Origin of the sequence: Psychrobacillus sp. NPDC096623, from assembly GCF_044762655.1 — a bacterium.
Classification (GTDB): Bacteria; Bacillota; Bacilli; order Bacillales_A; family Planococcaceae; genus Psychrobacillus.
This window is the reverse complement of record NZ_JBIWER010000002.1, coordinates 684,562-708,895: the sequence shown is the minus strand read 5'-3', so window position 1 is coordinate 708,895 and position 24,334 is coordinate 684,562. Positions and strand designations below refer to the sequence as shown.

General features: G+C 35.5%; 24 protein-coding genes. 6 read left to right on the top strand and 18 right to left on the bottom strand.

The window, feature by feature from the left end; all coding sequences use genetic code 11:
* Positions 1-33 precede the first annotated feature (33 nt).
* The 4 genes from ACIQX2_RS08250 to ACIQX2_RS08235 form a co-directional block, all read right to left on the bottom strand.
* Positions 34-732, bottom strand: a complete 699-nt coding sequence (locus ACIQX2_RS08250; RefSeq protein ID WP_402848443.1) for a DUF4386 domain-containing protein — start codon at positions 730-732, stop codon at positions 34-36.
* Between the two features lie 18 nt (positions 733-750).
* Entirely contained in the window at positions 751-990 is a 240-nt protein-coding gene (locus ACIQX2_RS08245; RefSeq protein WP_402848440.1) for a helix-turn-helix transcriptional regulator, read from the bottom strand.
* Between the two features lies 1 nt (position 991).
* The gene (locus tag ACIQX2_RS08240) at positions 992-1,438 is read right to left on the bottom strand and encodes a hypothetical protein (protein ID WP_402848438.1); all 447 of its coding nucleotides are present in this window, start codon (positions 1,436-1,438) and stop codon (positions 992-994) included.
* Positions 1,439-1,648: 210 nt separating this feature from the next.
* A complete protein-coding gene (locus ACIQX2_RS08235) occupies positions 1,649-2,158 on the bottom strand; it encodes a YkvA family protein (RefSeq protein WP_402848435.1) in 510 nt (169 codons plus the stop codon).
* Positions 2,159-2,254: 96 nt separating this feature from the next.
* Here ACIQX2_RS08235 and ACIQX2_RS08230 point away from each other — a divergent pair, with 96 nt between their 5' ends.
* Positions 2,255-2,896 carry a hypothetical protein gene (locus ACIQX2_RS08230; RefSeq protein ID WP_402848432.1) on the top strand — a complete coding sequence of 214 codons (642 nt, stop codon included), beginning with the start codon at positions 2,255-2,257 and terminating at the stop codon, positions 2,894-2,896.
* 51 nt (positions 2,897-2,947) lie between these two features.
* Here ACIQX2_RS08230 and ACIQX2_RS08225 read toward each other — a convergent pair whose 3' ends face one another.
* The 3 genes from ACIQX2_RS08225 to ACIQX2_RS08215 form a co-directional block, all read right to left on the bottom strand.
* Positions 2,948-3,775 (bottom strand): STAS domain-containing protein, encoded by an 828-nt coding sequence (locus tag ACIQX2_RS08225; protein ID WP_402849162.1) that lies wholly within the window; start codon positions 3,773-3,775, stop codon positions 2,948-2,950.
* A 109-nt stretch (positions 3,776-3,884) separates the two neighbouring features.
* A complete protein-coding gene (locus ACIQX2_RS08220) occupies positions 3,885-4,085 on the bottom strand; it encodes a cold-shock protein (protein ID WP_093061016.1) in 201 nt (66 codons plus the stop codon).
* A 187-nt stretch (positions 4,086-4,272) separates the two neighbouring features.
* A complete protein-coding gene (locus tag ACIQX2_RS08215; protein ID WP_402848427.1) occupies positions 4,273-4,548 on the bottom strand; it encodes a DUF1033 family protein in 276 nt (91 codons plus the stop codon).
* 154 nt (positions 4,549-4,702) lie between these two features.
* On the opposite strand from ACIQX2_RS08215, the gene ACIQX2_RS08210 reads away from it, so the two are divergent.
* The 3 genes from ACIQX2_RS08210 (at position 4,703) to ACIQX2_RS08200 (ending at position 6,888) form a co-directional block, all read left to right on the top strand.
* The gene (locus ACIQX2_RS08210; RefSeq protein WP_402848424.1) at positions 4,703-4,984 is read left to right on the top strand and encodes an acylphosphatase; all 282 of its coding nucleotides are present in this window, start codon (positions 4,703-4,705) and stop codon (positions 4,982-4,984) included.
* Positions 4,985-5,051: 67 nt separating this feature from the next.
* Complete coding sequence (locus ACIQX2_RS08205; protein ID WP_402848421.1) at positions 5,052-5,732, top strand: 5-bromo-4-chloroindolyl phosphate hydrolysis family protein; 681 nt, start codon at positions 5,052-5,054, stop codon at positions 5,730-5,732.
* Positions 5,701-6,888, top strand: a complete 1,188-nt coding sequence (locus ACIQX2_RS08200; protein ID WP_402848418.1) for a toxic anion resistance protein — start codon at positions 5,701-5,703, stop codon at positions 6,886-6,888. The genes ACIQX2_RS08205 and ACIQX2_RS08200 overlap by 32 nt, the downstream gene beginning before the upstream one ends.
* A 107-nt stretch (positions 6,889-6,995) precedes the next feature.
* Here ACIQX2_RS08200 and ACIQX2_RS08195 read toward each other — a convergent pair whose 3' ends face one another.
* The 5 genes from ACIQX2_RS08195 to ACIQX2_RS08175 form a co-directional block, all read right to left on the bottom strand.
* Entirely contained in the window at positions 6,996-7,568 is a 573-nt protein-coding gene (locus ACIQX2_RS08195) for a GNAT family N-acetyltransferase (protein ID WP_402848416.1), read from the bottom strand.
* Between the two features lie 155 nt (positions 7,569-7,723).
* On the bottom strand, positions 7,724-9,607 hold the full coding sequence (locus tag ACIQX2_RS08190; RefSeq protein WP_402848413.1) for a vWA domain-containing protein: 1,884 nt from the start codon (positions 9,605-9,607) through the stop codon (positions 7,724-7,726).
* 9 nt (positions 9,608-9,616) lie between these two features.
* Positions 9,617-10,480: an AAA family ATPase gene (locus ACIQX2_RS08185; RefSeq protein WP_402848410.1), complete on the bottom strand. Its 864-nt coding sequence runs from the start codon at positions 10,478-10,480 to the stop codon at positions 9,617-9,619.
* A 51-nt stretch (positions 10,481-10,531) separates the two neighbouring features.
* Positions 10,532-10,729, bottom strand: coding sequence for a DUF6501 family protein (locus tag ACIQX2_RS08180; protein WP_093061008.1), 198 nt, complete (start codon positions 10,727-10,729; stop codon positions 10,532-10,534).
* Between the two features lie 54 nt (positions 10,730-10,783).
* The gene (locus ACIQX2_RS08175) at positions 10,784-12,619 is read right to left on the bottom strand and encodes a DNA ligase D (RefSeq protein WP_402848406.1); all 1,836 of its coding nucleotides are present in this window, start codon (positions 12,617-12,619) and stop codon (positions 10,784-10,786) included.
* Between the two features lie 113 nt (positions 12,620-12,732).
* Here ACIQX2_RS08175 and ku point away from each other — a divergent pair, with 113 nt between their 5' ends.
* Positions 12,733-13,560 carry a non-homologous end joining protein Ku gene (gene ku, locus ACIQX2_RS08170; RefSeq protein ID WP_402848403.1) on the top strand — a complete coding sequence of 276 codons (828 nt, stop codon included), beginning with the start codon at positions 12,733-12,735 and terminating at the stop codon, positions 13,558-13,560.
* Positions 13,561-14,115: 555 nt separating this feature from the next.
* Here ku and ACIQX2_RS08165 read toward each other — a convergent pair.
* The 6 genes from ACIQX2_RS08165 to ACIQX2_RS08140 form a co-directional block, all read right to left on the bottom strand.
* The gene (locus ACIQX2_RS08165; RefSeq protein WP_402848400.1) at positions 14,116-14,478 is read right to left on the bottom strand and encodes a DUF4181 domain-containing protein; all 363 of its coding nucleotides are present in this window, start codon (positions 14,476-14,478) and stop codon (positions 14,116-14,118) included.
* 693 nt (positions 14,479-15,171) lie between these two features.
* Entirely contained in the window at positions 15,172-16,401 is a 1,230-nt protein-coding gene (odhB, locus tag ACIQX2_RS08160; RefSeq protein WP_402848396.1) for a 2-oxoglutarate dehydrogenase complex dihydrolipoyllysine-residue succinyltransferase, read from the bottom strand.
* 31 nt (positions 16,402-16,432) lie between these two features.
* Positions 16,433-19,234, bottom strand: coding sequence for a 2-oxoglutarate dehydrogenase E1 component (locus ACIQX2_RS08155; protein WP_402848393.1), 2,802 nt, complete (start codon positions 19,232-19,234; stop codon positions 16,433-16,435).
* A 259-nt stretch (positions 19,235-19,493) separates the two neighbouring features.
* Entirely contained in the window at positions 19,494-20,873 is a 1,380-nt protein-coding gene (locus ACIQX2_RS08150) for a HAMP domain-containing sensor histidine kinase (RefSeq protein WP_402848390.1), read from the bottom strand.
* A complete protein-coding gene (locus ACIQX2_RS08145) occupies positions 20,870-21,544 on the bottom strand; it encodes a response regulator transcription factor (protein WP_402848386.1) in 675 nt (224 codons plus the stop codon). Before ACIQX2_RS08145 ends, ACIQX2_RS08150 begins: the two co-directional genes overlap by 4 nt.
* A gap of 53 nt (positions 21,545-21,597) precedes the next feature.
* On the bottom strand, positions 21,598-23,250 hold the full coding sequence (locus ACIQX2_RS08140; protein ID WP_402848383.1) for a sensor domain-containing protein: 1,653 nt from the start codon (positions 23,248-23,250) through the stop codon (positions 21,598-21,600).
* A 357-nt stretch (positions 23,251-23,607) separates the two neighbouring features.
* Here ACIQX2_RS08140 and ACIQX2_RS08135 point away from each other — a divergent pair, with 357 nt between their 5' ends.
* Positions 23,608-24,153 (top strand): GNAT family N-acetyltransferase, encoded by a 546-nt coding sequence (locus tag ACIQX2_RS08135; protein WP_402848380.1) that lies wholly within the window; start codon positions 23,608-23,610, stop codon positions 24,151-24,153.
* Positions 24,154-24,334: the final 181 nt, after the last annotated feature.

Below are 24,334 nucleotides of genomic sequence, written 5' to 3'. Positions count from 1 at the left end.
AGGATTTATATGATCCTGTACTTTTTTTGTATCTTATGCCACTTTTGATAATTGAGAGAGTACAGATTCATTGAACCCTTTAACGAGCAGCCAGCCCGCTAAGATCATTTCAAATGCCGCTACAGGAAGTGCCAAAAGCCCCCACACTGAAAGTTGTTCAACTACACCAAACAATACTAACAATGCATTAATAAATACAATAACGGCTCCCGACATACCTAAAATTGATAATGGTCTAGGCACTAGCTTCGTTTTATAAAATATATAACTATACATAAGCGTATTAATTCCTAACATAAATAGTGGTCCAAGCATAAACGCCCAATCGTGAATAGCTATTAATAATGTACCGGAAACTTGATAAGACGAAGAGTCTACAGTACCCTCTGCCACAAAATTCTGACTTAATGTTAGTAGTGAAAGTACGCTTATAATACCAATAGTAATAATAACCCCTTCTAGAAATCGGAAGGACACATGCCAAATAGCTATTGTTTCATTGTACTTTTTTAAAATCGGAAACATTGTGGTTGCAGTTCCTATTACAGATACGACCAGGATTAACTCCATTAATGCTCCTAGAGCAATCTGAGTGGAATATTCGGAACCTTGCACTAAATAATCGGATCCATTTAGAATTGGATCGTATAGCAACAACCCGATTACCGCCGATATTGCTGCTACGAAAAACAGTACACCCACAATCTTTGCCGATTTCTGATTTGAGTCCATCTTTTCTCCCCTTACTTATCATTTTTCTTGCTCGTTCAAGTTGACAGTATCCCCATAAAAAAATACTTCTTCCAATGGTAAGTTAAAGACTAAAGCAATGCGAAAAGCCAGCTCTAGTGATGGCGAGTAGTTTCCTTTTTCCAGCGCTACGATTGTTTGTCTTGTTATTCCTGCCTTGTCAGCTAATTGCTGCTGGGTCATTTCATTATTGTTAAACCTTAATTTTCGAATATGATTGCCGACAAGATTTTTGCTCATATTAGACCCCTCTCCTATAGTAATATAGCTTTGATAGAGAGCCGATCACGTCCGAAGTGAATCCCGAAATAATAAGAATAATAAACATCAACGGTAAACTTTGATCAAGCATTAATACTCCCATTGCAGTAATAAATCCAAGAATAAAAACAAAAAAAGAAATTCTGTTTGCTTTCAAATCTATTAATTTATCCAACTCATCTGCAAATGTTGGGACTTTTTCTTTTGTCGTGATTTTAAACAAAATGTTAAAAATTATACTAATTACTATGTGCGCTATTATAGAAACAACCGTTAAGCATAATACGAAGAAGCCCCAATAGCGTAAGGTTTCTGGTGATTCTGATGCATCTTCTGGAAACAGTGGATACATATAAAAGCAGAAGGATATAAAAATGAAAATAGCGCTGAATAAGGAGACGATACTTTTCTTTTCTTGATAGGTCATGCTAACATACCCCCTTTTACTTTTTGTATGTGGTGTTTTACATATTGTATTGTATGCTGTACATTATGTAAGGTTGACTATACATAATGTAAAAATTTCTAAATGCTGTGCTGCATAGCATAAAAAAAGCATTGCTAAAAATTAGCAATGCTTTTAATATTGAAGTTCTATATGAGTGGTGGCATTTACAATTCCTACATTCAGAAAGGATCAGTTATTAGCAACCTTGTCCTTTTTTGAAGTTTTAATAAAACGTCCAAGTAGAGACCTACTCGGTAACTTACCAAGGAATGAATCACTAGTTTCCGAAACCTTTTTCAACACATTCAACAATTTCTCGTCTCCCGCCCAATGTTCTTCAATTACCTCAGGCGAAAACTTATTTAGTAACATATTCACGACAAAAGTAGCTACAATAATATCATCAATAAAACCACCTGGTCCAACTAATCCTTCTGGTAATACATCTACAGGAGTGATGAAATACAAAATCCCACTACCTACGAGTGTTTTACTCTTAGCATCTAAACGGTCATCAAACATCGACTTAACCAATAAGTGAAATAAATCCGGGGCGAACAGAAGATATGGAGTAAACTTCCCGGCCTTACCCGATTTACTTTGTACGTAGTCTGTAATTTTAGAACGCAATTTTATATAGAAGTCTTGTTGCTCTTCATAAGTTGGTAAATCTTTTTTCAGTTCTACATTCATGGTCATATCCCCTTCCTCTATTCACTATACCAAAAAAAAGATTGTTTGAAACATAATTAGCTTGACGACGTCTAATACTAAAATCAAAAAGGAGCAAACACGATGAAAAATATGTTCGTAGTATTAATACCTATCGTTTTTCTTTTTGCCTGTACAAATGAACAGACAAAGCAGTCGACTCCTGAACATACGGAAACCCCGATAACAGAGCCTATTGTCGTTAGAGAAGAAGCAACAGATTTAATGCAATATTTTTTAAATGATAATTCTACAGCGAAGTTTAAAGGAGAAGGCAATGAATATGCAGCTTTCACATTAAAAACCAACCACCTTTTCGATAACTATGTAGCTACCTATGAAGACAATGGTGGGACAGTTATGAGAAGATATTATAAAATTTCACCTACCGAAATCACGCTTATCGATGAGCAAGGTGAAGCATACGAGGAAGCAAATCCTACCCTTCAGGAACTTCAGGCAATGGAGACTATCTCCGTCTATTTAAAAACACCATTAGAAGTGGGAACAGAATTTAATGGTTGGAAGATAACTTCTTCTTCAACAACTGTTGATACAGATTTACAAACTTTCGAAAACGTTGTGGTCTTGGAGAAAATAGATGAGCAAGGAAATCTGATGCGCAAATACTTTGCGAAAGGATATGGGGAAATTCAACGGGATTATATGTCCACAAATGAAGATGAACCATTTATGATATCCTCCATAGTCGAAAAAATAGAATAATACAACAATGAAAAAGGTGATTCGAGTTTAACCTCTCGAATCACCTTTCTTTTAATTGATCAAATATTGATTAAGAGCTTGTTGCAAAGTCGCATACGTTTTCGTTTCATGACCAAATTGAACGCCTAGTTGAATCATCTGTCGAACAACATCCGGTCTAAGACCAGTAATAACAGTACTACAGCCCATCATAGACGTACCATAAATAACTTTCATTAAATGATCAATGACCTCTGTTTCCATTTCTGAAATTCCCGAAAGATCCATTATTAATGTTTGAATGTGCAAACGACCAATCTCTGTAAGTACCTTTTCTTCTAATATACTTGTTCTATAAGTATCTACAGATCCGATTAAAGGTAAAATACAAATGGTTGGTGTAATGGGAATTATAGGAACTGAAAGGGCTTCCACCACTTTACGTTGAGAAGAAATAAGTGCATCCTTATAGGTCGAATAATTTATGAAAAATTCATTTAAAAAGTAGTCTATTTGATTGTTAATCTGCTTTTCTAATTGAAAAAAGGAATCAATTGAAATTGATTTCATCTCTTCATTATATTTTTTAATGAAATGCCACAATGTTCTTCTAATAGCTTGAACCCATTCTAATTTAAACGATAATGTTAAAGAAAAAGTCGCCCATGCAACACCTTCTTGCTTAGCAAAAGCTCTTAGTTTTTCCTGCTCATTGCCATTAATTATGTAACTAGTTAATTTATGTGCATTATTGATCAGATCAATATCGCCAACTCTTAAAATATCATTTATCTTTTCTCTGACATTTACGGCTTGGTTTAATAAGTATGATTCAAAATTTTGTTTGTTTTCCTCTAAATATTCTTTCAGGTTATGTTCTAGTAATATATCAGCCAAAATTTTTCCCCCTATTAAAAACTATACTTTAACTTTTTTACCCTCTTAACAGAGCATTAAACCTATTTACAAAAAAAAGAAGCACATCCAAACGGTGTGCTTCTTTGTCCTCTTATAATTTTGTAACGCTTGCCGCTTGTGGTCCGCGGTTGCCTTCCACTACTTCAAACTCTACTTTTTGACCTTCTTCTAGTGATTTAAAGCCTTCTCCTTGAATTGCTGAGAAGTGTACGAATACATCATTTTCACCTTCTACTTCGATAAAGCCAAATCCTTTTTCTGCATTAAACCATTTTACTGTACCTTGTTTCATTCTATTACCTCCAAAAAATTAATCAATACGTGAAAAAATTCACATATTCCATGAAGTACCGATTTCACATCGATCACTTCATAGGATATGTGAATCATTAATACGGTATTTTTCACATTGAATTGTTACTTAAATTATATCAGCTGGAACATTTTAGTCAACGAGTTTTTTTATAATTCTAAATAGTTTATCGCGAATTCCATATTAATCCATGGTATATTTGTAAATCGTCATCACACGATTCACAAAAGCATTGTTCCTTCTCGGACCAAAAAGCCCAATATTTATCGTGCTTCCCTTTTTCTTTTGGAAATTTATCCCGCAATTCTGCTAGTTTACTTTCTAGATAAGATTGTGCTTCCGATTCATTTTCAAAAGAATGCTTTTCTATAATATGCTGCTCCCAGCCTTCAAACTGCCACCACGGCTCATAGTCGGCCTTCATATAAATAATTTCGAACATTTTCATCGCCTCTAACATTTTTTATTAATACATATTTTACTGTTCCTATTTAAAATGTCTACTTAAAAGGCTTGAAATATATAAATTGAAAATTCCTACTTTTTCGGTTAAGTTATAGTAAAGCCAATAACTATACAGATTAGGAGACTTTGTGATGAATAAACGAGCTCATATACAAATGCATGGAGATGTGGATGGAGTAGGTTTTCGATTTTTAGTAAAACAAAAAGCACAATCACTTGGTTTAAAAGGCTACTGCAAACAAATGGAAAATAAGCACATCGTCATTGATATAGAGGGTTCTACGAATGATTTAGAGGAGCTATTAGAGTATATTCAAAAGGGAGTATCTCCTTTATCTACAACAAATGCCTTTGAAATCGAATTTTTTGATGATTTAAAGGGCTATACCTCCATGCAATCAGATATCGTTTAAAATCAGGTGTAAATGAAACCTTCTTCTAGTTGAATCGTATATAATAGTATCAAAAGGAGGTAACATCATGAGTGAAGTAGTTCAATCCTTCATACGTCATTGCTTAAATATACCGATCATGATCACTTCTTGGTTTGTTTTCTTTTTCTCCACACAAAGTGGATTTTTCTGGAGCTCCGCTTTAGCTATTGGGGTCTATTTAATTTCTAATTTTACGATAAAGAAAATACAACAAAGACGAATTATGAAAAAACACCAAATGACTCTATCCGAGTATTTCCATATTCAGCAACAGTTAAAAGAAGCAAATAAAAAGATTAAAGCTTTAAATAGTCAATATTTGAAAGTGCGTTCTATCAGTTCGTTTAAACAATTATTCGAGATGAATCGTTTAGCAAAACGCATTATCTCTATTGTTAAATCGAATCCCAAAAAATTCTATCAGGCGGAAAACTTCTTTTATGCACATTTAGATTCTGCCGTCGAACTAACTTCCAAATATACATTATTAGTTTCACAGCCGGTGAAAAACAAGGATATGAAGCTTGCTCTACAGGACACACGAGATACACTTGAATCTATCAGTACTGTAATGGAAGAGGATTTACACAGTGTACTAGCCTCAGACGTGGAGCTTCTTAAAATGGAATTGGATTTTGCCAAACTATCTGTGAAACAAACAGAAAGACCTTTATATCTAAAAGGAGAATCAGAAGATGAGCGAAAAGTTATCGAATACAAAAGATGATTTATTAATGGACGAATTATTAGCAAGCCCATTTACTTTGGATACAGCTAAACCGCAAGCCGTTTCAACAGATGCAGAAGCTACTCCTCCAAAATTATTGGATCGTTTATCTGAAGCGGAGCAGCAAAAAGCCCGGCAATTGGCAGAACAAATACCCGCTGGTAACTATGAAGCAATACTAACTTATGGAGCTAATGCCCAAGCAGAGCTTACCCGTTTTTCACACCAAATGTTAGATCATGTTCAAAAGAAAGATATCGGACCTGTTGGAGACATCTTAAGTGATTTGATGAACAAACTATCCGAGATTAATCCAGAGGAATTATCTACACAAAAAAAATCTGGTATTAAAAAATTATTTAGTCGTGTCAATCGTTCTGTTCAGGAGCTTATGACTAAGTATCAAAAGCTAAGCACACAAATAGACCGTATTGGTATTCAGCTAGAGCATTCAAAACGCGGGCTTGTCGAGGACGTTCAAATGCTCAACAAACTATACGACCAAAATAAAACCTATTTCCAAGCGCTTAACGTCTATATTGCTGCAGCAGAGTTAAAGCGAGACGAAATCGTAAATGTAACGATCCCCGAGTTAAGACGTAAAGCAGAATTATCGAATGACCAAATGGCATATCAAGAAGTGAATGATATGGCCCAATTTGTCGATCGTTTAGAAAAAAGAGTATATGATCTACAGTTATCGCGACAAATTACGATTCAAAGTGCACCACAAATTCGCATGATCCAGCAAACCAATCAAACACTTGCCGAAAAAATTCAGTCATCCATTATGACATCTATCCCACTTTGGAAAAATCAAATCGCCATTGCTTTAACATTAAATCGTCAACAAAAAGCGGTAGCTGCACAAAAACAAGTAACTCAAACAACGAATGACCTACTGTTAAAAAATTCAGAGATGCTTAAAGTCAATAGCATTGAAACCGCGAAAGAAAATGAACGTGGTATTGTAGAAATCGATACATTGAAGAAAACACAAGAAAACCTTCTACAAACAATTGAAGAAACGATGCGCATTCAGGCAGATGGTCGTGTGAAACGAAAAGCTGCAGAAATAGAAATTGGCCGCATGGAGGAAGAATTGAAGCAACGCCTGCTTCTCATTGCAGATCAATCTAAAAACCGATCTTCCTAATACACTTAATACAGAAAAGAAGCGCTCGAAGATAAATAATATTCTTCGAGCGCTCTTTCTATAAATGGTATGTTTGTTTATGGGTCTTATTTTAGTTGTACAACGCTTCAGTATGGTCTTAACATATTTTTCTTGTTTTCATCATTAAACACTAATACTTCATGAGAAGAGTCATAAGAATCTCCATAAAAATGTTCATCTTTATACGTGTGTATATTTTCATATGTCCACTTCATAGCTTCATAAATTGCATATTCATCTTCCTCTGATGGAGACCAATATAAAATTTCCAAAATGGTATTTTCACCGGTTGCAAGCGATCGACGTGTATATCCAATACGAGTGGCATGTTTAAATTCTTCCCGTGCATAAAATCTAAGTCGTTTTTCAGAATCAGTATCCTCATAATTTATAGGTTCAACTTCTAATAATATGACTTTATTCTTCTCTTTTAATCGATTCAATAATTTCCGGCCAAGGCCTTCTCCTCGAGCTTCCTTAGAAACAAATAAATAATCCACAAATACAAAGTTTTCAAACTCTACGTACATCAATACATGCTTTGGCCCTTCATCTTTGATATACACATTTTCTTTATCCACCAAAAGTGTTTCCATGTGGACTCGTGATTTCATCTCATCGATTGGAAAATATTGATTCAACTTTTCATACCAATTCATTAAAAACAATTCTCCTTCCAAAATTGTAGTCTCGACAATTTTGTTTGAGAACATTTATAAGAGGAACAAAATTACGAAGAAAAATCCTCGCTTATATTTATTCCCTTGTTTATACCTCTTAAACAAATTAGGTTAATAAAAAAAGTACTTTTCTTTTAAGAACCTTGCACTACAAGATGAAGCATTTTGCGTAATAATCGTAGTGTTTCTTCTGAAAATTTTTCTAATGAAGAAGCCGTAGCTGATTTTTTATCAAAGATTAAGCGAAATAGATTCAACTGCTCCTCTGTAGCCTCCCGATCATTTAAAAACAGATGTAAAACCGTTATACCAAACTGCTCCTGCTCCAATACTGCCTCCGCGGTATCCATAACACCATTTTGCGCGTATCCAAATGCAGATGGCTCTCCGTCCGAAAATACAAGAAGGAACTTATGCGTCTCCTGTCGATTCGCTAACCGTTGCCCCATCCATCTAATCGCAAAGCCGTCTCTATTATCTTCATGAGCGGTCATTGAAAGAATATTTAAGCCACTATCCTTTTGGCAGTCCTCCAGCTTGTGGATCCATTCAAATGCATTCGGTTGGGAGGATTCCGTTGCTTCATAAGCATCTTCATAATGAAGGACAATTTCATGTGTGATTTTTAGCTGCGTTAGTACATCATGAAACAGTAGCACAGCTTTTTTCGTTTCCTCCATCTTGTCTTGCATGGAAGCTGAGCCGTCCACTAGCAACCCAAATACAGCATTTAACTGAATGCTTGGAGCATTCTTTTTATAAAACGGTTTGGGTCTATCCTCTGTCCAAAGCGCTGTCAATTTGGGAGATAACCTACCTTTTGTTAAGTTTGTTCGTTTATCTAAACGCTTTTGTTCCAGTCGCTTCTTCATCTCTTGTATAAACGCCTTAAGATAAGGCGCATGCTCCTGCCGATACTTGTATAGTAGATGCTTATTGTCAGAAAGACTAGTGGTTTCAATGCGCTGTTCCTTGTAAACTACATTTGTATGTTCTTTACCAAAGGATTTGCCAGCTTTCTTTAAATCACTGGATTGATCTTCACCCCTTCGATTAACTTGTCCTTCTCTACTATTCGCACTTGACTGGCCCTTTCCAGTCATCGTAATTTCATGACCCTCTTGCCCTTCTTCCGCATCGATAGCTGGTTCGGCTTTTCCATCTCTTCCATGCTCCAATTCATATTGGAGATGCACACCGTTTTCCTGCTCATTTTCACGATGCCAGGATCTAAATACCTCTTCAATTGTATCCTTCTTTTCTTCTTCACCAGATTCCGCATTTTTTACCCCTCTATGATAATGAAAATCCTTTGTAGGTAAACTGGAGGAAGAAATAATTGCGTAATATTGCAACAAGCTATCTTCTTTCACATATTCATTTAGAAGAAAATAAAGCTGATAAACTATATCAATAGTATGCTGGGTGTTTGTTGATTCATATACTTTTTGAATAATGCTATTAGCTAGCTTAAAGGAATCTGGTCCTTCTACGAACATCGTACCTTCATAAAGGGATATATATAAATAACTAATAAAGGCATCTGCTAAAAAACCTTTTTGTCTATTTACGCGAAGCTGTTGTTTATGAAAATCTAAATAGGTTTGGATGCGTTTGTTAAATATCTTCTGCGTACCTACTCTTTTTTTCTGAATCATTTCAATCATTCGAAATTCTTCGATACAAAACAATAGCTGATCCTGAAATTTCATTAGATTTATTGGTTTCTCCTGCTGAAACTCCTGCCATTTTAGGACATCGAAAAACTTCCAAAATCCTTCCGACATAAGAAATATATCCGACATTCTACCAGCATGCATCACATGTTCCTCACGATGTCTCCAAAACACACTTAAGGAAATGGTCTGCTCCGCTGGTTGAAATTCCATTAGTTTACGTTCATTGATTGCTAATAAGGTATTTTTAGTTAAAGCTTTTGCTACATTTTCATAATGCATTAATTGTCTTGCGTCTATTGTTTCATTATTGAACTGTATAAAACGGTCAACCGAACCCATTTATCTCCCTCACTTGATCCAAGAAGAGGCCAATGCTAAAACAAGCTGTTTTTCTTGGTCATCCTCTAGCTTTTCCGCAATGGCATACGTAATGGCTCTGATTGGCTCCATATATTGCGCCAATTCAGTAGCATAAAGCAAACTTCTAATGGATGCGGCTTCCTCTGATAGCAATCCTTGTTTCACTTGTTCCATTAAATCACCTGCTAGATTCAGCATAAGTGTATGTAAAGCCTTCGGTGCTTCAGGAAACATTTCTTCCCATAGTTTTTCAAGATGCTCACCGGATATATAGGGAATTGCAAACGAAACGAAACGGTTTTTCAATGCTTCATTCATAGGAGTGGTACCTATATATCCTTCATTGATTGCTGCAATAACGGAAAAATCGGGATGCGCTTTTATTACTTCTCCAGTAAAAGGGTTTGTAAGCATTCTTCTATAATCTAGAACACTATGCAAAATGGGAAGCGTCTCTGATTTCGCCATATTAATCTCATCGATATATAAAATATGACCTTTTTTCATCGCCTCCACTACTGGTCCATCTACAAAATCAATAGTACTTACTCCATCATTTGTCACGATTGTTTTAAAACCTAGCAAAGCCTCTGCGTCTAAGTCAACCGAACAGTTTATACTTTGAACAGGCTGCGAAAAAAACGCCGAAACTGTTTCGGCAAGCTTTGTTTTCCCTGCTCCTGTTGGACCTTTCAATAGTACCGGTTTTTTTAATGAAACAGCAATAAGGACATCCTCTAGTAAATGTTCTTCTGGCGAAAGATATCCACCCGCACCAATCAAAGCTTTATCTTGTTCAGAATGTCCTCGTTTTAGTCTGATTTGTTGTTCTTCCAATACGATTTCTTTCATATTATGCTCTTGTCTCCTTATGAAAAAAACCGATGAAATCATCATCGGTTTTTATTGAAAATATTCTTTGTAGTAGCCTCCAACTTTGCCTGTGTTGTCAATTACAAATATAAATTCTTCTGTTTCATTTTTAACTTCATATGATTTTCCAACGGTAAGGACATTGCTCACAAGAAATTTTTTAGCATCTGTTTGTGTACAAGTCACTGTTTTAATAGTTGGCTTTGTAGCCCAATTCGTATGTATCATTTAACCACGTCCTTTATAACTAGTATACGATTCAAGACAACTTTTTTCAATTAATCATTTTTTTATTAGTTCTTTCAATTGCTTTAATACAATCGCAAAATTCTCTTGTTCTAAATCATCTCGAAAAGCCTGAAAGGGATTCCCCTCGTTTTTTATACGATCTATTACGAATGGAATCGAGAATATATCCGGCTTTAATGACGCTCTAACCTCCTCCCATTTAAGCGGGGTTGCGATCAGCCCCAACTTATTACCCCTTGGTGAAAACGGTGCGATTATCGTCTTACCTTCCTTATGTTGAACATAATCTAAATACAATTTATTCCCTCGATTCTTTTTCAACCTCTCCGTAGTGAACCATTTCGGATCCTGCTCCACTAAAAACTCACACACAAATTTAGTGAAAATACCTGTCTCATCATATGAGAAGCTATTTTCCACTAGTGGTATATAGAGTTGAATGCCTTTTCCTCCTGAGGTTTTCACAAAAGATTTAAGCTGAAACTGATCAAATATTACTTTCATTCGAAGAGCAGCTTCCACAGCGAGTGAAAATTCATCAACTGATGGCGGATCTAAGTCGAATACAATTTCGGTTGGATTTTCCGTATTTACTGTTTGAAAAGGAATATGAAATTCCAATGCTAGTTGGTTCCCTAACCAAAGTAAGGTTTCTAAATCATTACACATAATATAGCTAATATCGTCCATTTGCTTTGTCTTAACAAAATCAGGTATATAATCCGGACTGTTTTTCTGATAGAAACTTTCTCCTGTTACTCCATGTGGAAACCGAATAATTGTTAGAAGCCTATCCTTTAGAAAAGGTAAAAAGTAAGGAGATATTCGTTGCAGGTACAAAAGGTAGTCATCTTTTTGTATCCCTATATCAGGCCAAATAGGTTTATCTGGATGAGTCACCTTTGTACTTGGTGGTAAAGGATATAACTGTTTGTGCATTTGTTGCCAATTACAATCCTGTATTTCTTTATTCAAATTAAACGAATGAAACCTTGGTTCCCTTAATTTTTTGCCATCAAAATCAATACAAGCAATTTCCACGCAAATGGACGGTTCAATTACCCAAATATTATTGGTTAGTTTTGTCCCATTCTTTTGAAATATGGCCATTAATGTATTTTGCTCCATTTCGGATAGTCCATGACGAAACGTTACGACTTCTACTAAAAGATCATTCTGATAAACTGCACCGTGAAAAAAACCATTACCTTTATCGTATTTCGTTAAAATGACACTAATATATCTCCAGTTTTTTATTTTTAACCACGTAGTTGTACGCTGTGCGCTATTCCATGTACTATTCTTTTGTTTAGCGATTAACCCTTCCCCATTATTTGCGATTATTTTATCCCATAATTGAGTATTGTCCTCAAAAACATCAATAGACTGCAATCTTTTTGTATCCTGATAGTTTATAGAAACGGGAAGCTGAATTTTAGTAAAGAGTCGCCCCATTTGCTGCTTTCGCTTAGTTAAAGAAAGGTTAGTTAAATCCTTCCCATTATATTGCAGCAAATCAAAAGCTACATAATGACAGGTAAATGTTTGTGCATTTTTAATAATGCTCTCTTTATTTCGCATACGACCTCTTACCTGCACTTTAGAAAAGTCACTTTGAAAGTTATTTATTAAATAGACTAACTCTCCATCCAACGTTAGTGGTAAAAAGGATTTGATTTCGCTATAAATTTCATGACAGTAGCTTATAATCTCCGGAAATACATCATTTAGTAATTTACCGTTTCTACTTTTAAGTAATGGCTCATTGTCCCAGTGTAAAATGCATCGGAACCCATCATATTTTGTTTCATACAGCCATTCTTTTCCTACAGGGATTTCCGTTGAAGCAGTTAAAAGCATTGGCAACATTTTTCTTCCTACTTCCACTGTTTTTCTTTAGTTTTCATATAAGATGTACATTTGATACATAAAAGAAAGAAAAGATTGCATAGTAAGAAGAAAAAGAAAAAGTGGTGAGCATAATGCATACAGTATGGAAAGGAAGTATTAGTTTTGGATTGGTTAATATTCCCATAAAGCTTCATGCAGCAACAGAAAATAAGGATATTAAATTGCGTCAGCTCCACAAGGAATGTCATACCCCAATAAGCTATGCGAAGGTATGTGAAGGCTGCAAGCAAGAGGTGAAGAATGAGGATATCGTCAAGGCATATGAATACTCTAAAAACAAATTTGTTATTTTAGATGTAGAAGAATTAGAAAAACTTAAAAAAGAAAATGAGGATAAGGCTGTAGAAATAATAGATTTTGTAAAATTAGAAGAAATAGATCCCATTTACTTTGAGCGCAGTTACTTTATGGCCCCAGATAGTGGTGGTAGTAAAGCATACTCTCTTTTAAGGGAAGCATTACAGGAGTCAGGTAAAATAGGCGTTGCGAAAATTATGATACGTTCAAAGGAGCAATTAGCAATTGTACGCGTTTATAAGGAAACGTTAATCATGGAAACTATTCATTTCCCCGATGAAGTTCGTAGTACCGCAGATGTTCCGAATATTCCTTCTGAACAAACGGTCGTAAAAAAAGAACTTGATACGGCGCTTATGCTAGTTGACCAATTAACTACAGCGTTCGATCCAGAAAAATACACGGACGAATATCGAACTGACTTAATGGAACTGATTGAAGAGAAAAAGGCTGGAAACCATGTAGTAACGACTAGCGAAAAACAGACAGAATTACCATCAAATGTGACCGATCTAATGTCTGCACTTCAAGCTTCTCTTGATAAAACAAAACAGAAAAAACCAACGACAAGAAAAAGAGCACCGAAAGCAAAAACCTCTTAGTTCCTATGAGCATGTTTTTATTAAATGCATCATCTCTCATTGCAACTTCTATGTTACACAGAAAAAATGAAAGCGCCTATGCGGACTTGGACAAACATAGGCTACATATATAAACTATGATGAAGGGGCCGTGCCAAGTCACACCCCTTCGTTATTTTTTCGAATACTGTAGCAGTTAATTAATCATCATTCTCTACAACGTGAAAAGATTGCTAAAGATTTTATGAAGTAAAGGTTTATAATTATCAATATATGTTATATTTAAATAATAATTTAATAGGTTACTCAGGATCTATTCGGAAGCATGAAACTTAATAATTTTAGAGATTAAAGAAGAACCTCCAGATGTCAAAAATGTTGAGAACTTAAAAATTGAAATTGAACAATATCCTTTTTCAATAATCATAAATCAATGGAATGAAGATGGGCAAGTGACGAATTTGATCTTATTATGAAATTACATTTCATCAAAAGAGGGTTAATATATTTAAGAATTTATCGCAGAATGGAAACAAGGAAAATCAACTTATATTTTTGATATTAAAATAATTGTCATTAAACTAGTAAATCAAACTTAAAGACTATAAATAGGGCAAGCATAATTATAATCCCTTCACTAATAGTTAGTATATATTGTTTTGTGTTCCTCGAAAATTTACGTTCAAAAAATGCCCTTACAAAATAATCTATTCCAATGTAGAAAAAAGAGGTTATTAGTAAAACGTTTATCGAATAACCTTCGATAAAGATTAAGTTCGTAGTAAATATAAATGCAATTAAGGAAGTAATTCTGATAAACCAATCAATTTTCCTATGCCATTCGTTAAAATGTTTGTTAGGATAAAAAGACTTTTTTTCTTTCTCGATATTAAATGATTTTCTTAAAAGTAACTTAAATAAAGAATTTATAACAAACACAATCAACACAATTAATGCAAAGTTTACCCAAATCAGATGAAAACCCCCATATTAAACATTCTGCCATTAAGTAGAAACAGTAATTACATATTATGGTACGTTCTAAAATAATTTAAGTTTCATTAATTTGCAACAAACCAATTCAAAACTGTATATTTGCGAAATATGCAATCATGTAAAAAACTCCCGGTCCTTTTAGAACAAAACCTAGCTATGCGGTTGATTGCCGCTCAGTCGGACGCTTTCGCAGGCATAGTTTCAGCGACTTCCCTTGCTCCTGGCCAAGCTCGTCGCAAAAAAGATTTTAGCTACGATCAGTCTAGGGTCTTCAGCTCATGTACCTGTTGCCCTGCGCTCCAATCAACAATAATAATTAGTCTTTATCTTTCATTGGCTTTGTTAATTCCTAAAAAACTGGACAACCTTTTTATCATAGCGATAAGCCATACTCATTCTTATAGCAGAGTACTACTCACTATATGGATAATAGTATAAGGTGGCGACTTCGGCGGTGGCCAACAGGATGATGGATTATCCAATCGTTGCCGCAGGACGTGGAGAACTTAGGTTGCCTTCCCATAAGAGAGGTGGTGCTCTAGCCTAGGTACCCCACCTGTAACAAAAATCAGTAGTATTATTGTCTAGATTTTATTATTCAAAAAAGACTCCCAATATTATGGGAGTCTTTTAATATTAACTATTTAGTAATAAGTCTTCTGGGTTTTCCAGTAATTCTTTAACTGTTTTCAAGAAACCTACTGAATCTTTACCATCAATAACACGGTGGTCATAAGATAATGCAATGTACATCATTGGGCGGATTTCAACTTCATTTCCAACAGCGATTGGACGTTTTTGGATTGTGTGCATCCCTAGTATACCTACTTGCGTACCGTTTAAGATAGGAGTGGACATCAATGATCCAAATACCCCACCATTAGTGATAGTGAAAGAACCACCAGACATATCAGATAGTGCTAATTTGTTATCACGAGCTTTTTTAGCTAGTTCTCCAATATTAGCTTCGATTTCTGCGAAGTTTTTACGGTCTGCATCACGAACGATCGGAACTACTAGACCACCTTCTGTAGAAACTGCGATACCAATATCAAAGAAGTTATTTTTCACGATATCTGTTCCATCAATTTGAGAGTTTACATATGGATATTTTTTAAGTGCAGCTACTACAGCTTTTGTGAAGAACGACATAAAACCAAGACGTACATCATTTTCTTCAAAGAATTGATCTTTTTTACGTGAACGCAATGCCATCACATTCGTCATATCAATTTCATTGAAAGTTGTAAGCATTGCAGTATTTTGTCTTACTTCTAATAAACGAGAAGCGATTGTTTGACGACGACGAGACATTTTCTCACGAGTTGTACGACCATCATCTTCTTTAGCTGCACTAGCCGCTGGAGCTGGTACTGCTTTTGAAGGTGCTGGTGCAGAGCCATGAACTGAAACATCTTGTACACGTACGCGACCCATTGGATCCACTGGTGAAATGTCGCTTAAGTTAATGCCTTTTTCACGAGCTAATTTGCGCGCTGCAGGACTAGCGATTGTACGGTCTTGCTCAGTTGAAGTTTCTTCTGCAACTGGTGCTGCCTTAGGCGCCTCAGGAGCTTTAACCTCTTCTTTTGCTTCCGGTTGTGACGATGGAGCTGATGCAGATGCACCTGAACCCGCACCAACTACTGCGATTACTTGCCCTACTTGAACAGTATCTCCTTCAGCAGCTAAAAGTTCACTAACTACTCCAGCTTCCTCGGAAATAACTTCTACGTTTACTTTATCTGTTTCAAGTTCAACAATGAACTCACCTTTTGCAACTGTATCACCTGGTTGTTTTAACCACTGTGCAATAGTACCCTCTGTAATCGATTCTGCTAATTCTGGAACAATAATGTCTGCCACTTGAATTTCCTCCTCTATGTCTAATCCTATCTTATAAGTCTTTTAAAGCTTCTTCAATAATACGTGCTTGTTCTACTTTATACGTATCTCCATCACCTTCAGCAGGACTTGCTCTATGCACACGACCTACATAAGTAATTTCTTGATCTTCTGCTATTTCTAGTAGATATGGTAGAGCAAAGTTCCAAGACCCCATGTTTTGAGGTTCTTCCTGAGCCCAAACTAATTGTTTCGCATTTGGGAAACGTGCCACAATAGCTTGAATCTTTTCTTGTGGGAACGGATAAAGCTGTTCAACACGTACTATGTGAAGATGATCGAAACCTGCACCATCTTTTACTTTGTCTGCTAAGTCTATTGCAAGTTTACCACTAACAAAGATAATTTTCTCTACTTTGTCTGTTTGTTGACCTAAACCTGGTTGCTCAACAACTGTTTCAAATTGACCAGAACTCAAATCAGCTACATCAGCTCCAACTAGAGGATGACGTAATAATGATTTTGGCGAAACAATTATTAACGGACGAATAGCATCTTCTTTTAACATTTTTGCTTGTCTGCGTAAAATGTGGAAATAGTTAGCCGCACTTGAAAGATTGGCAACCGTCCAGTTATTTTCAGCTGCTAATTGTAAATAACGTTCTAAACGGGCACTAGAGTGCTCAGAACCTTGTCCTTCAGCAGCATGTGGCAATAGCATAACCAAGCCCGATTTAAGACCCCATTTAGCTCTCGCTGAACTGATAAAGTTATCGAACATAACCTGAGCCATATTAGCGAAATCGCCGTATTGTGCTTCCCAAATAGTTAAAGAATTATTATCTTCTAAATTATAGCCGAATTCATACCCTAAAATTGCAGCTTCTGTCAGTGGACTGTTGTGCACGACGAAAGATGCTTTTCCATCACTGATTGCGTGAATTGGTGTTAATTCTGCTCCGGTTTTCTCATCATGAAGCACTAAATGTCTATGAGAGAATGTCCCACGTTGTGCATCCTGACCAGTCAAACGAATAGAATTACCTTCTTGTAGAATAGTTGCAAATGCAAGAGTTTCAGCATGACCCCAATCAACTTTACCTTTACCTTTGAATGGCTCTTCACGACGTTTTAATATTTTTTCAAGCTTTTTAAATGCACTAAAGTCTGCTGGCCAAGTAAGTAGCTCTTCATTTATTTTGGCAAGCTTGCTTTCTTCTACCCCAGTTTGAATTTCTGGCATCCCATCTAATACTACTTGTGGTATCACGATATCATGAACAGTGGATGGCGGAAGCTCCTTCACACGATCATAAGCTTGTTGCATTTCAGCGAAAATCGATTCGTCTAAAGTTTTTACTTCTGAAGATTCAATTAAGCTCTCTTCCACTAATTGCTGACCATATAATTCACGAACAGTTGGATGCTTATGAATCGAATGGTACATTGTTGGATTCGTAACTAATGGCTCATCCATTTCGTTATGACCATAGCGGCGATAGCCTAACAAGTCGATAACAATATCTTTTCCAAACTTTTGGCGGTATTCATGTGCAAATTTTGCAACACCAATCACTGCTTCTGGATCATCTGCATTTACATGAATAACAGGTACTTCATACCCTTTTGCAGGATCAGAAGAATAATTAGTTGAACGAGAATCATAATGTTCCGTAGTGAAACCAATCATATTATTCGCAATAATATGGATTGAACCACCAGTTTGGAATCCACGAACTCTACTATAGTTTAATACTTCGGTTACTACTCCTTGTCCTGGGAAAGCAGCATCGCCATGTACAAGAATAGCAAAAGCAGCGTTTTTGTCCTGAATAGGGTATCCAGGTGCGTCAGTTGTTTCTTGTGCAGCACGGGTTTGACCCGTTACAATTGGACTTACAACTTCTAAATGCGAAGGATTATACGCAAGTTTCACTTTTAAACCTGAATGTGAAAGATAACTTGCTCCTTTATGATATTTTACGTCTCCAAACCATCCCTCAGAAAGTTTCAGCGAACCATCCTTTGGTAAAAATGAGTCAGTAGGAACATGTGCAAATTCTGCAAACATCATTTCATAAGGCTTGTTTAGAACATGTGTCAGCACATTTAAACGACCACGGTGAGCCATCCCAATATTAACTTGTTTTGTGTTTGTTAAATCTGATTGACGAACTAACTCATCCATTAATACAACTAAAGAATCTAAACCTTCGATAGAAAAACGTTTTGCTCCTACAAACGTACGGTGAATGAATTTTTCAAATCCTTCTACCTGTGTTAAACGTTTAAGTAATTGTTTTTTGTCTTCAGCTGAAAGTTTTTCTTTTATAGCACCATTTTCAATCTTTTCTTGTAGCCAAACACGTTCATCTGAATTGACAATATGAGCAATTTCAAATGCAATCTTATCTGTATACATAGAACGTAAATGTTCAATTGCTTGCAAACCATTCGTAATATTTGCTGGTGCATTTTTTATTAGAAAAGAAACAGGTACTTCTCGTAAATCTTGTTCCGTTAAACCATAAGTACTTAGATTGATTTTCGAATCTTCTTTTGGTCCATCATTTAATGGATAAATATTAGCCGTTAAGTGACCATGTGTGCGTATTGCGTCTGCAAGCTGAATTGCATGAATCACTTTCTCTATATTATTCGGCTCTACTTCTTGTGTCCCAGAGCTGCTAGCTAATATTGAAGTCGGAATCTTTGGTGCACCATACTGCTGAAATAACTCTACTAATTCAGGATCTACATCGTCAGGAGACTGTAAAAATACATCATACTGCTCCATCACATAACCAAGGTTAGGACCAGAAAAAGCTGACCAAGGTGTTCGATTGTTCGACATTTAAAAAAACCTCCAACATTTTGTGCCTTTAGGCATTTATCAAAAATTCTTATTAATGGTTAAAAAAGTTTCATGATATCTACACAAAGTCCATGCATATATCTGTATATAGTTTACCACTTTTTTAAATAGTCACAAACTATCCTTATATAAGGACAATTTTTCCCTCTCAATCTTACTACTATAGGAAAAAAAAACAATGGTTTTTTTCAAAAAAATTAGGAAAATGGCTTATTTTTTAGACTTTCTCACTGAATGATTATTCACTTGTAAATTTAGGGAATAAAATGTAAAATTTTGACCCTTTCCCCTCTTCACTAGTAACAGAAATAGTACCAGCATATTCAATTACCAAGCTTTTTACTATACTTAACCCTAAGCCAGAACCACCATTATTTTTAGTTCTTGCTTCCTCAACCGTGTAAAAGCGTTCAAAAATTTTAGACAATGCAGCTTCTGGGATACCAACACCATTATCTTCCACCGTTATTTGCACCTGATTTCTGATATTTTGGACGGTTGCTTTTATATAAGGTCGGTTATCGTTATATTTTAGCGCATTTTCGATTAAATTTCGCAATATTTGCTCTAGTGCGGTTGCAGGAACGAGTACTTTTACTTGTTCCTGTCCTTGAATATCGATTATTGCCTCTGGTGACAATTGCAAATAATATTGTTGCAGCTGTTGCAGGATAGAAACGACAGAAGTAGATTCCTTCTTATTACTAAGCTCATTTTTCGCTAACTTTAACATTTCTTCGATTAAAAGCTTCATTTTTTGTATTTCGTGTAGAGAGATTTCTAGGGACTCATCTAATATTGAGCGATCCTCTTTGCCCCAGCGATTTAATAATGATAAATGCCCCTCCACCACTTGTACCGGGGTGCGCAATTCATGTGAGACATTGTGAATAAACTCATCCTGTCTCGTAATCGTTTTGGATACTTCATCCATCAGTTCCTTGTAAATTTTAAGAAGCTCTCCAATTTCATCTTCTTTTTCATATTGAAAGCTAACTATTTTCGAAAACTTTGTTTGTTTTGCCAGTTGCATTTCATCCCGTAGTTCCTTCATAGGTCTTAACAATACGGAGGATAACATATAACCAATTAGTGCAGATAACACAAGCGCAATTAATGCGAATATGCCCATCGCAATTAATATATAATTCATAAGTTGAGAAAAGCTTTCTAAACTATGAGAGATTTGAACGTACCCTTTAAACAAACCGAAGTCTATTTCGGCTACTTTATGAAAAACTTCATTACCATTGATTTCTTCTCTTACAAATTCCTCTGTTTGGAGCGAAGCCGATTTCGGAAAATCGCTAGCATCATTGATACGTAGAATTTCGATTCCATCTTGATTCAACACGCGAATAGATTGCTTTTGATTGACCAATTGGTTGAGTAATGTTCTGTTTTTTTGAATATCCTGAATGGAGATAATGGGACCATTTGCTTTAAAAAAGTGCGTAACTTCATCCAATGTATTTTGCGCAATTTTTTCCTCCGAGATTTGCAGCCAATTGAAGAGAGAAAAATATAGTATAATACACATCATCAGGAAGCTTAAAAAGATGGAAATCGCGGATGCGTATGTCCATTTCCGTTGTAAAGTCCATGGATTATTTTTCATCTCATAACATACCCTACGCCTCTAACTGTCTCAATAGTGGCTGCAATTTCAGAGGGGAGTTTTTTTCTCAAATGCCTTATGTATACATCCACAACATTTGTTTCAACCTCTACATCATATCCCCATACTTTTTCCAAAATGGCATCTCTAGACAAGACCATATTAAAATTCTCCATTAAATAGACAAGCATATCGTATTCTGTTTTAGTTAGTTCGACTTCCTTTCCAGAATAGAAAACCTGATGTGCCTTTTGATCCACTACCAATCCTTTAATAGTCAATTCACTTTTTTTGCTTTCTAAAGTAGGCTCAACCCTTCTAAAAATTGCACGAATTCTAGCTAATAGCTCCTCAATAGCAAAAGGTTTCACTACATAATCGTCAGCACCTGCCTCTAAACCTGATACTCGATCAATAATCGCATCTCTTGCAGTGATTAAAATAATAGGTGTATTTTTCTTTTTGCGAACTCTTCGACAAATCTCTAATCCATTAAGACTTGGCAGCATGACATCAATTAACATTAGATCATAATCATGGTTTAAAGCTAAATCTGCTCCCTCGCGACCATCATGTGAAACAGTGACTTGAAAATTTTCATGCTGTAACTCTAGCTCCACAAACTTCGCAATATTTACTTCATCTTCGATTAAAAGAATATGTTGAATCATTAATTCACCCACCTCATTATTGGCTTACTTTACATGAAGAAAAAGCCGTTCCATCAGGTATGAACGGCGTTGATGTAAATATAATTGTTCTTCCCGTTTTTCTTCGCAGTATATAGTGCTTGGTCAGCATTATCTAATAGTTCGTCGGTGGAAGACCCATCATTTGGGAAAATAGCGATACCGATAGATGACGTTGGCGAAAAATTAATGTCATCTATTATCCAGCCTCTACGTAAGTTTTGCTGAATTACCAGGACAATTTCATCGACTGTCTGACTTCTACCATTCACATAATCTGCAATTCGATCAATAATGACGACAAACTCATCGCCTCCAATACGATAGACATTGTATTTGTTGTTTAAGCTAATCTGGAGATTATCCGCAAAATGCGTTAAAAACTGATCGCCCACATCATGTCCATACAAATCATTAATGCCTTTAAAATTATCTCCATCTATATAGAGTAATGCGACATTTGGAAATTCAACACTTGCTGACGAAATCGAAACTGGAAAATCTTCATAAAAAGAACGTCGATTAGGCAGGCTAGTTAAACTGTCATGAAATGCCATAAACATCAGTTGATCTTCCAAAGCCCGTTTCTCTGTAATTTCACGAGATACAATAACAAACCATTTTTCTTCCTCATCATCTACTGTACTTTCTACTGTTGTAATAGATGTATCCGTCCAAATAGAATTTCCATCCTTTGTTTGTAGAAGTAGCTCCACTCGGTACTTTTCTATCAGTTCTAACTTAGAGTAATTTACTAATTCCGATTGATCTGTAATCAGATTAAAATAATAACTACCTAGTAATTCTTCTTTATCATACTTTAAGATTGTTTCATGACTAGGTGAGGAGTAAAGTAAGTAACCTTCTGCATCCGTTATAGCTATTAAATCATTGGAATGTTCAGTTATCAATTTGAAGGAGCGCTCAATATTTCGTAGTTCGCTCATCATACGTTTCTTTTCTGTGTTATCGAATTGAATTGTTAAAAACTTTTCAATTTGTCCAAAATCATTTTTTATCGGTACAACGATTGCGTTTACCCAATAGAACGAGCCATATTTCGTTCGATTACGTATTTGACCATGCCAAATACCTCCATTATTAACTACCTCCCACATATTATCGAAAAAAGCCTCGTCATGATAATTTGAATTAATCATATGGAAAGTATTTCCGATTAACTCTTCCTTGCTAAACTTCGTTGTTGTTTCGAATAATTCGTTTACTACTTCAATTACTCCATCTTCATTGGTCATTGCAACTAGTGCAACCTCATTAATAGCTTTGCGGAAAGTCTCTAAAACATACATAGATTCTTGCATATGTGCCGTCCGGGAAACTTCCTTTGTTGTGGCTAAAATATACGTATATCCATTTTCAAAAATAGGAATAGCTGTAGTCTCATTTATATATGTTTCTGATTTAACGCAATAATGATCCTGATAGCAAACGGATTGTTTCTGCTTGCATGCACGATTATAATGTTGGACTATTGTTTTATTGTGAAATTCGTTAAAGCATTCATCTAGCGATTTTCCTATAGGATTTTCCGAGAATAACTCCTCGGCCTTTTTGTTGATAAACTCATACACATAAGTAGAATCTACCTTACGCATAAAGAACACATAATCATCGGCTAAATCATATAATAAATGGAATTGAGTATGGTTTAAGAAGGATTGAGGCATCTATTTAATAACTCCTATCAAGTTCTATACTAAGCTAGTTTAATCATATGTATTTAAGGTGAAAGTTACAAGTAAATTACGTTTATTAATTGAAATATTTTTTACAAAAATTAAATTATTTTTAAAAAACTTTCTACTATGCAAAAACGAAAAAACAAAGTATATTATTAATGCAAATAATTTTATAAGGCAAAGTTCGCTTTGCCGAGGGAAGGCAAATGGTGCGCCACCAGTTTTGAGCTGGTCCTAGTAGGTTCGATTCCTACCCCGAAATTTTTTATGCACGATGAAGTGAAAAATTTCAGGGGAACTAGGATGACTCTGCTCATTTATTGGTTCTTTTAGGGGGCGCTTTTTTTGATAAAAAAACGAGATTTATTCGAATGTACATCTCTTTATGAACTTATGTCAGATCCAACCATTTTGCCTTTCGTACGACAAAAAGCAAGTTCGGCAGATGAATACTGGTTTATTACGAAACAGTTAATGGAAGAAGAAGAAAAAGGAACAGTTATTTCTCGGACAATTATAAGCGATTTTGGTCAACCAATCGGGACGATTAATCTTTTCGATGTTGAAGATGGTGCAGGATTTTTAGGCACATGGATAGGTTGTCCATTTCAAGGTCTTGGCTATAACAAAAAAGCAAAAGAATCATTTTTGCAGGAGCTTTTCTTTGAATTAGATATCCATACTGTATTTTTGCGAATTCGTAAAAATAATAGCAAAAGTATTCGCGCTACTCAAAAATTAGGCTATGCACTAAATGCCAATGAGTCTCATCCTTCCATCTATAGAGAGATTAATGCGAAAGAGGAAGTATTTGATTTATATTATATTCCAAAGGACCTCTTCCACTTAGTACTAATGCAACAAGAAAACGAAGAGGAGCAAGCAATGTAAGAAAAACCTGTCCCTATAGTTCTCGATGTGCTTTGGACAGTCGTTTCGCTATATAGATTACGGAGTGATTTTTTAGGGATGCTGGTTGGTTGTGACGTCTATCACAACCAACCAGCATCCTTATTTTTTCAAAGTTAAGTATCAAATAATCTTGAATCATACTTTCTTCTAAAAAACTCCC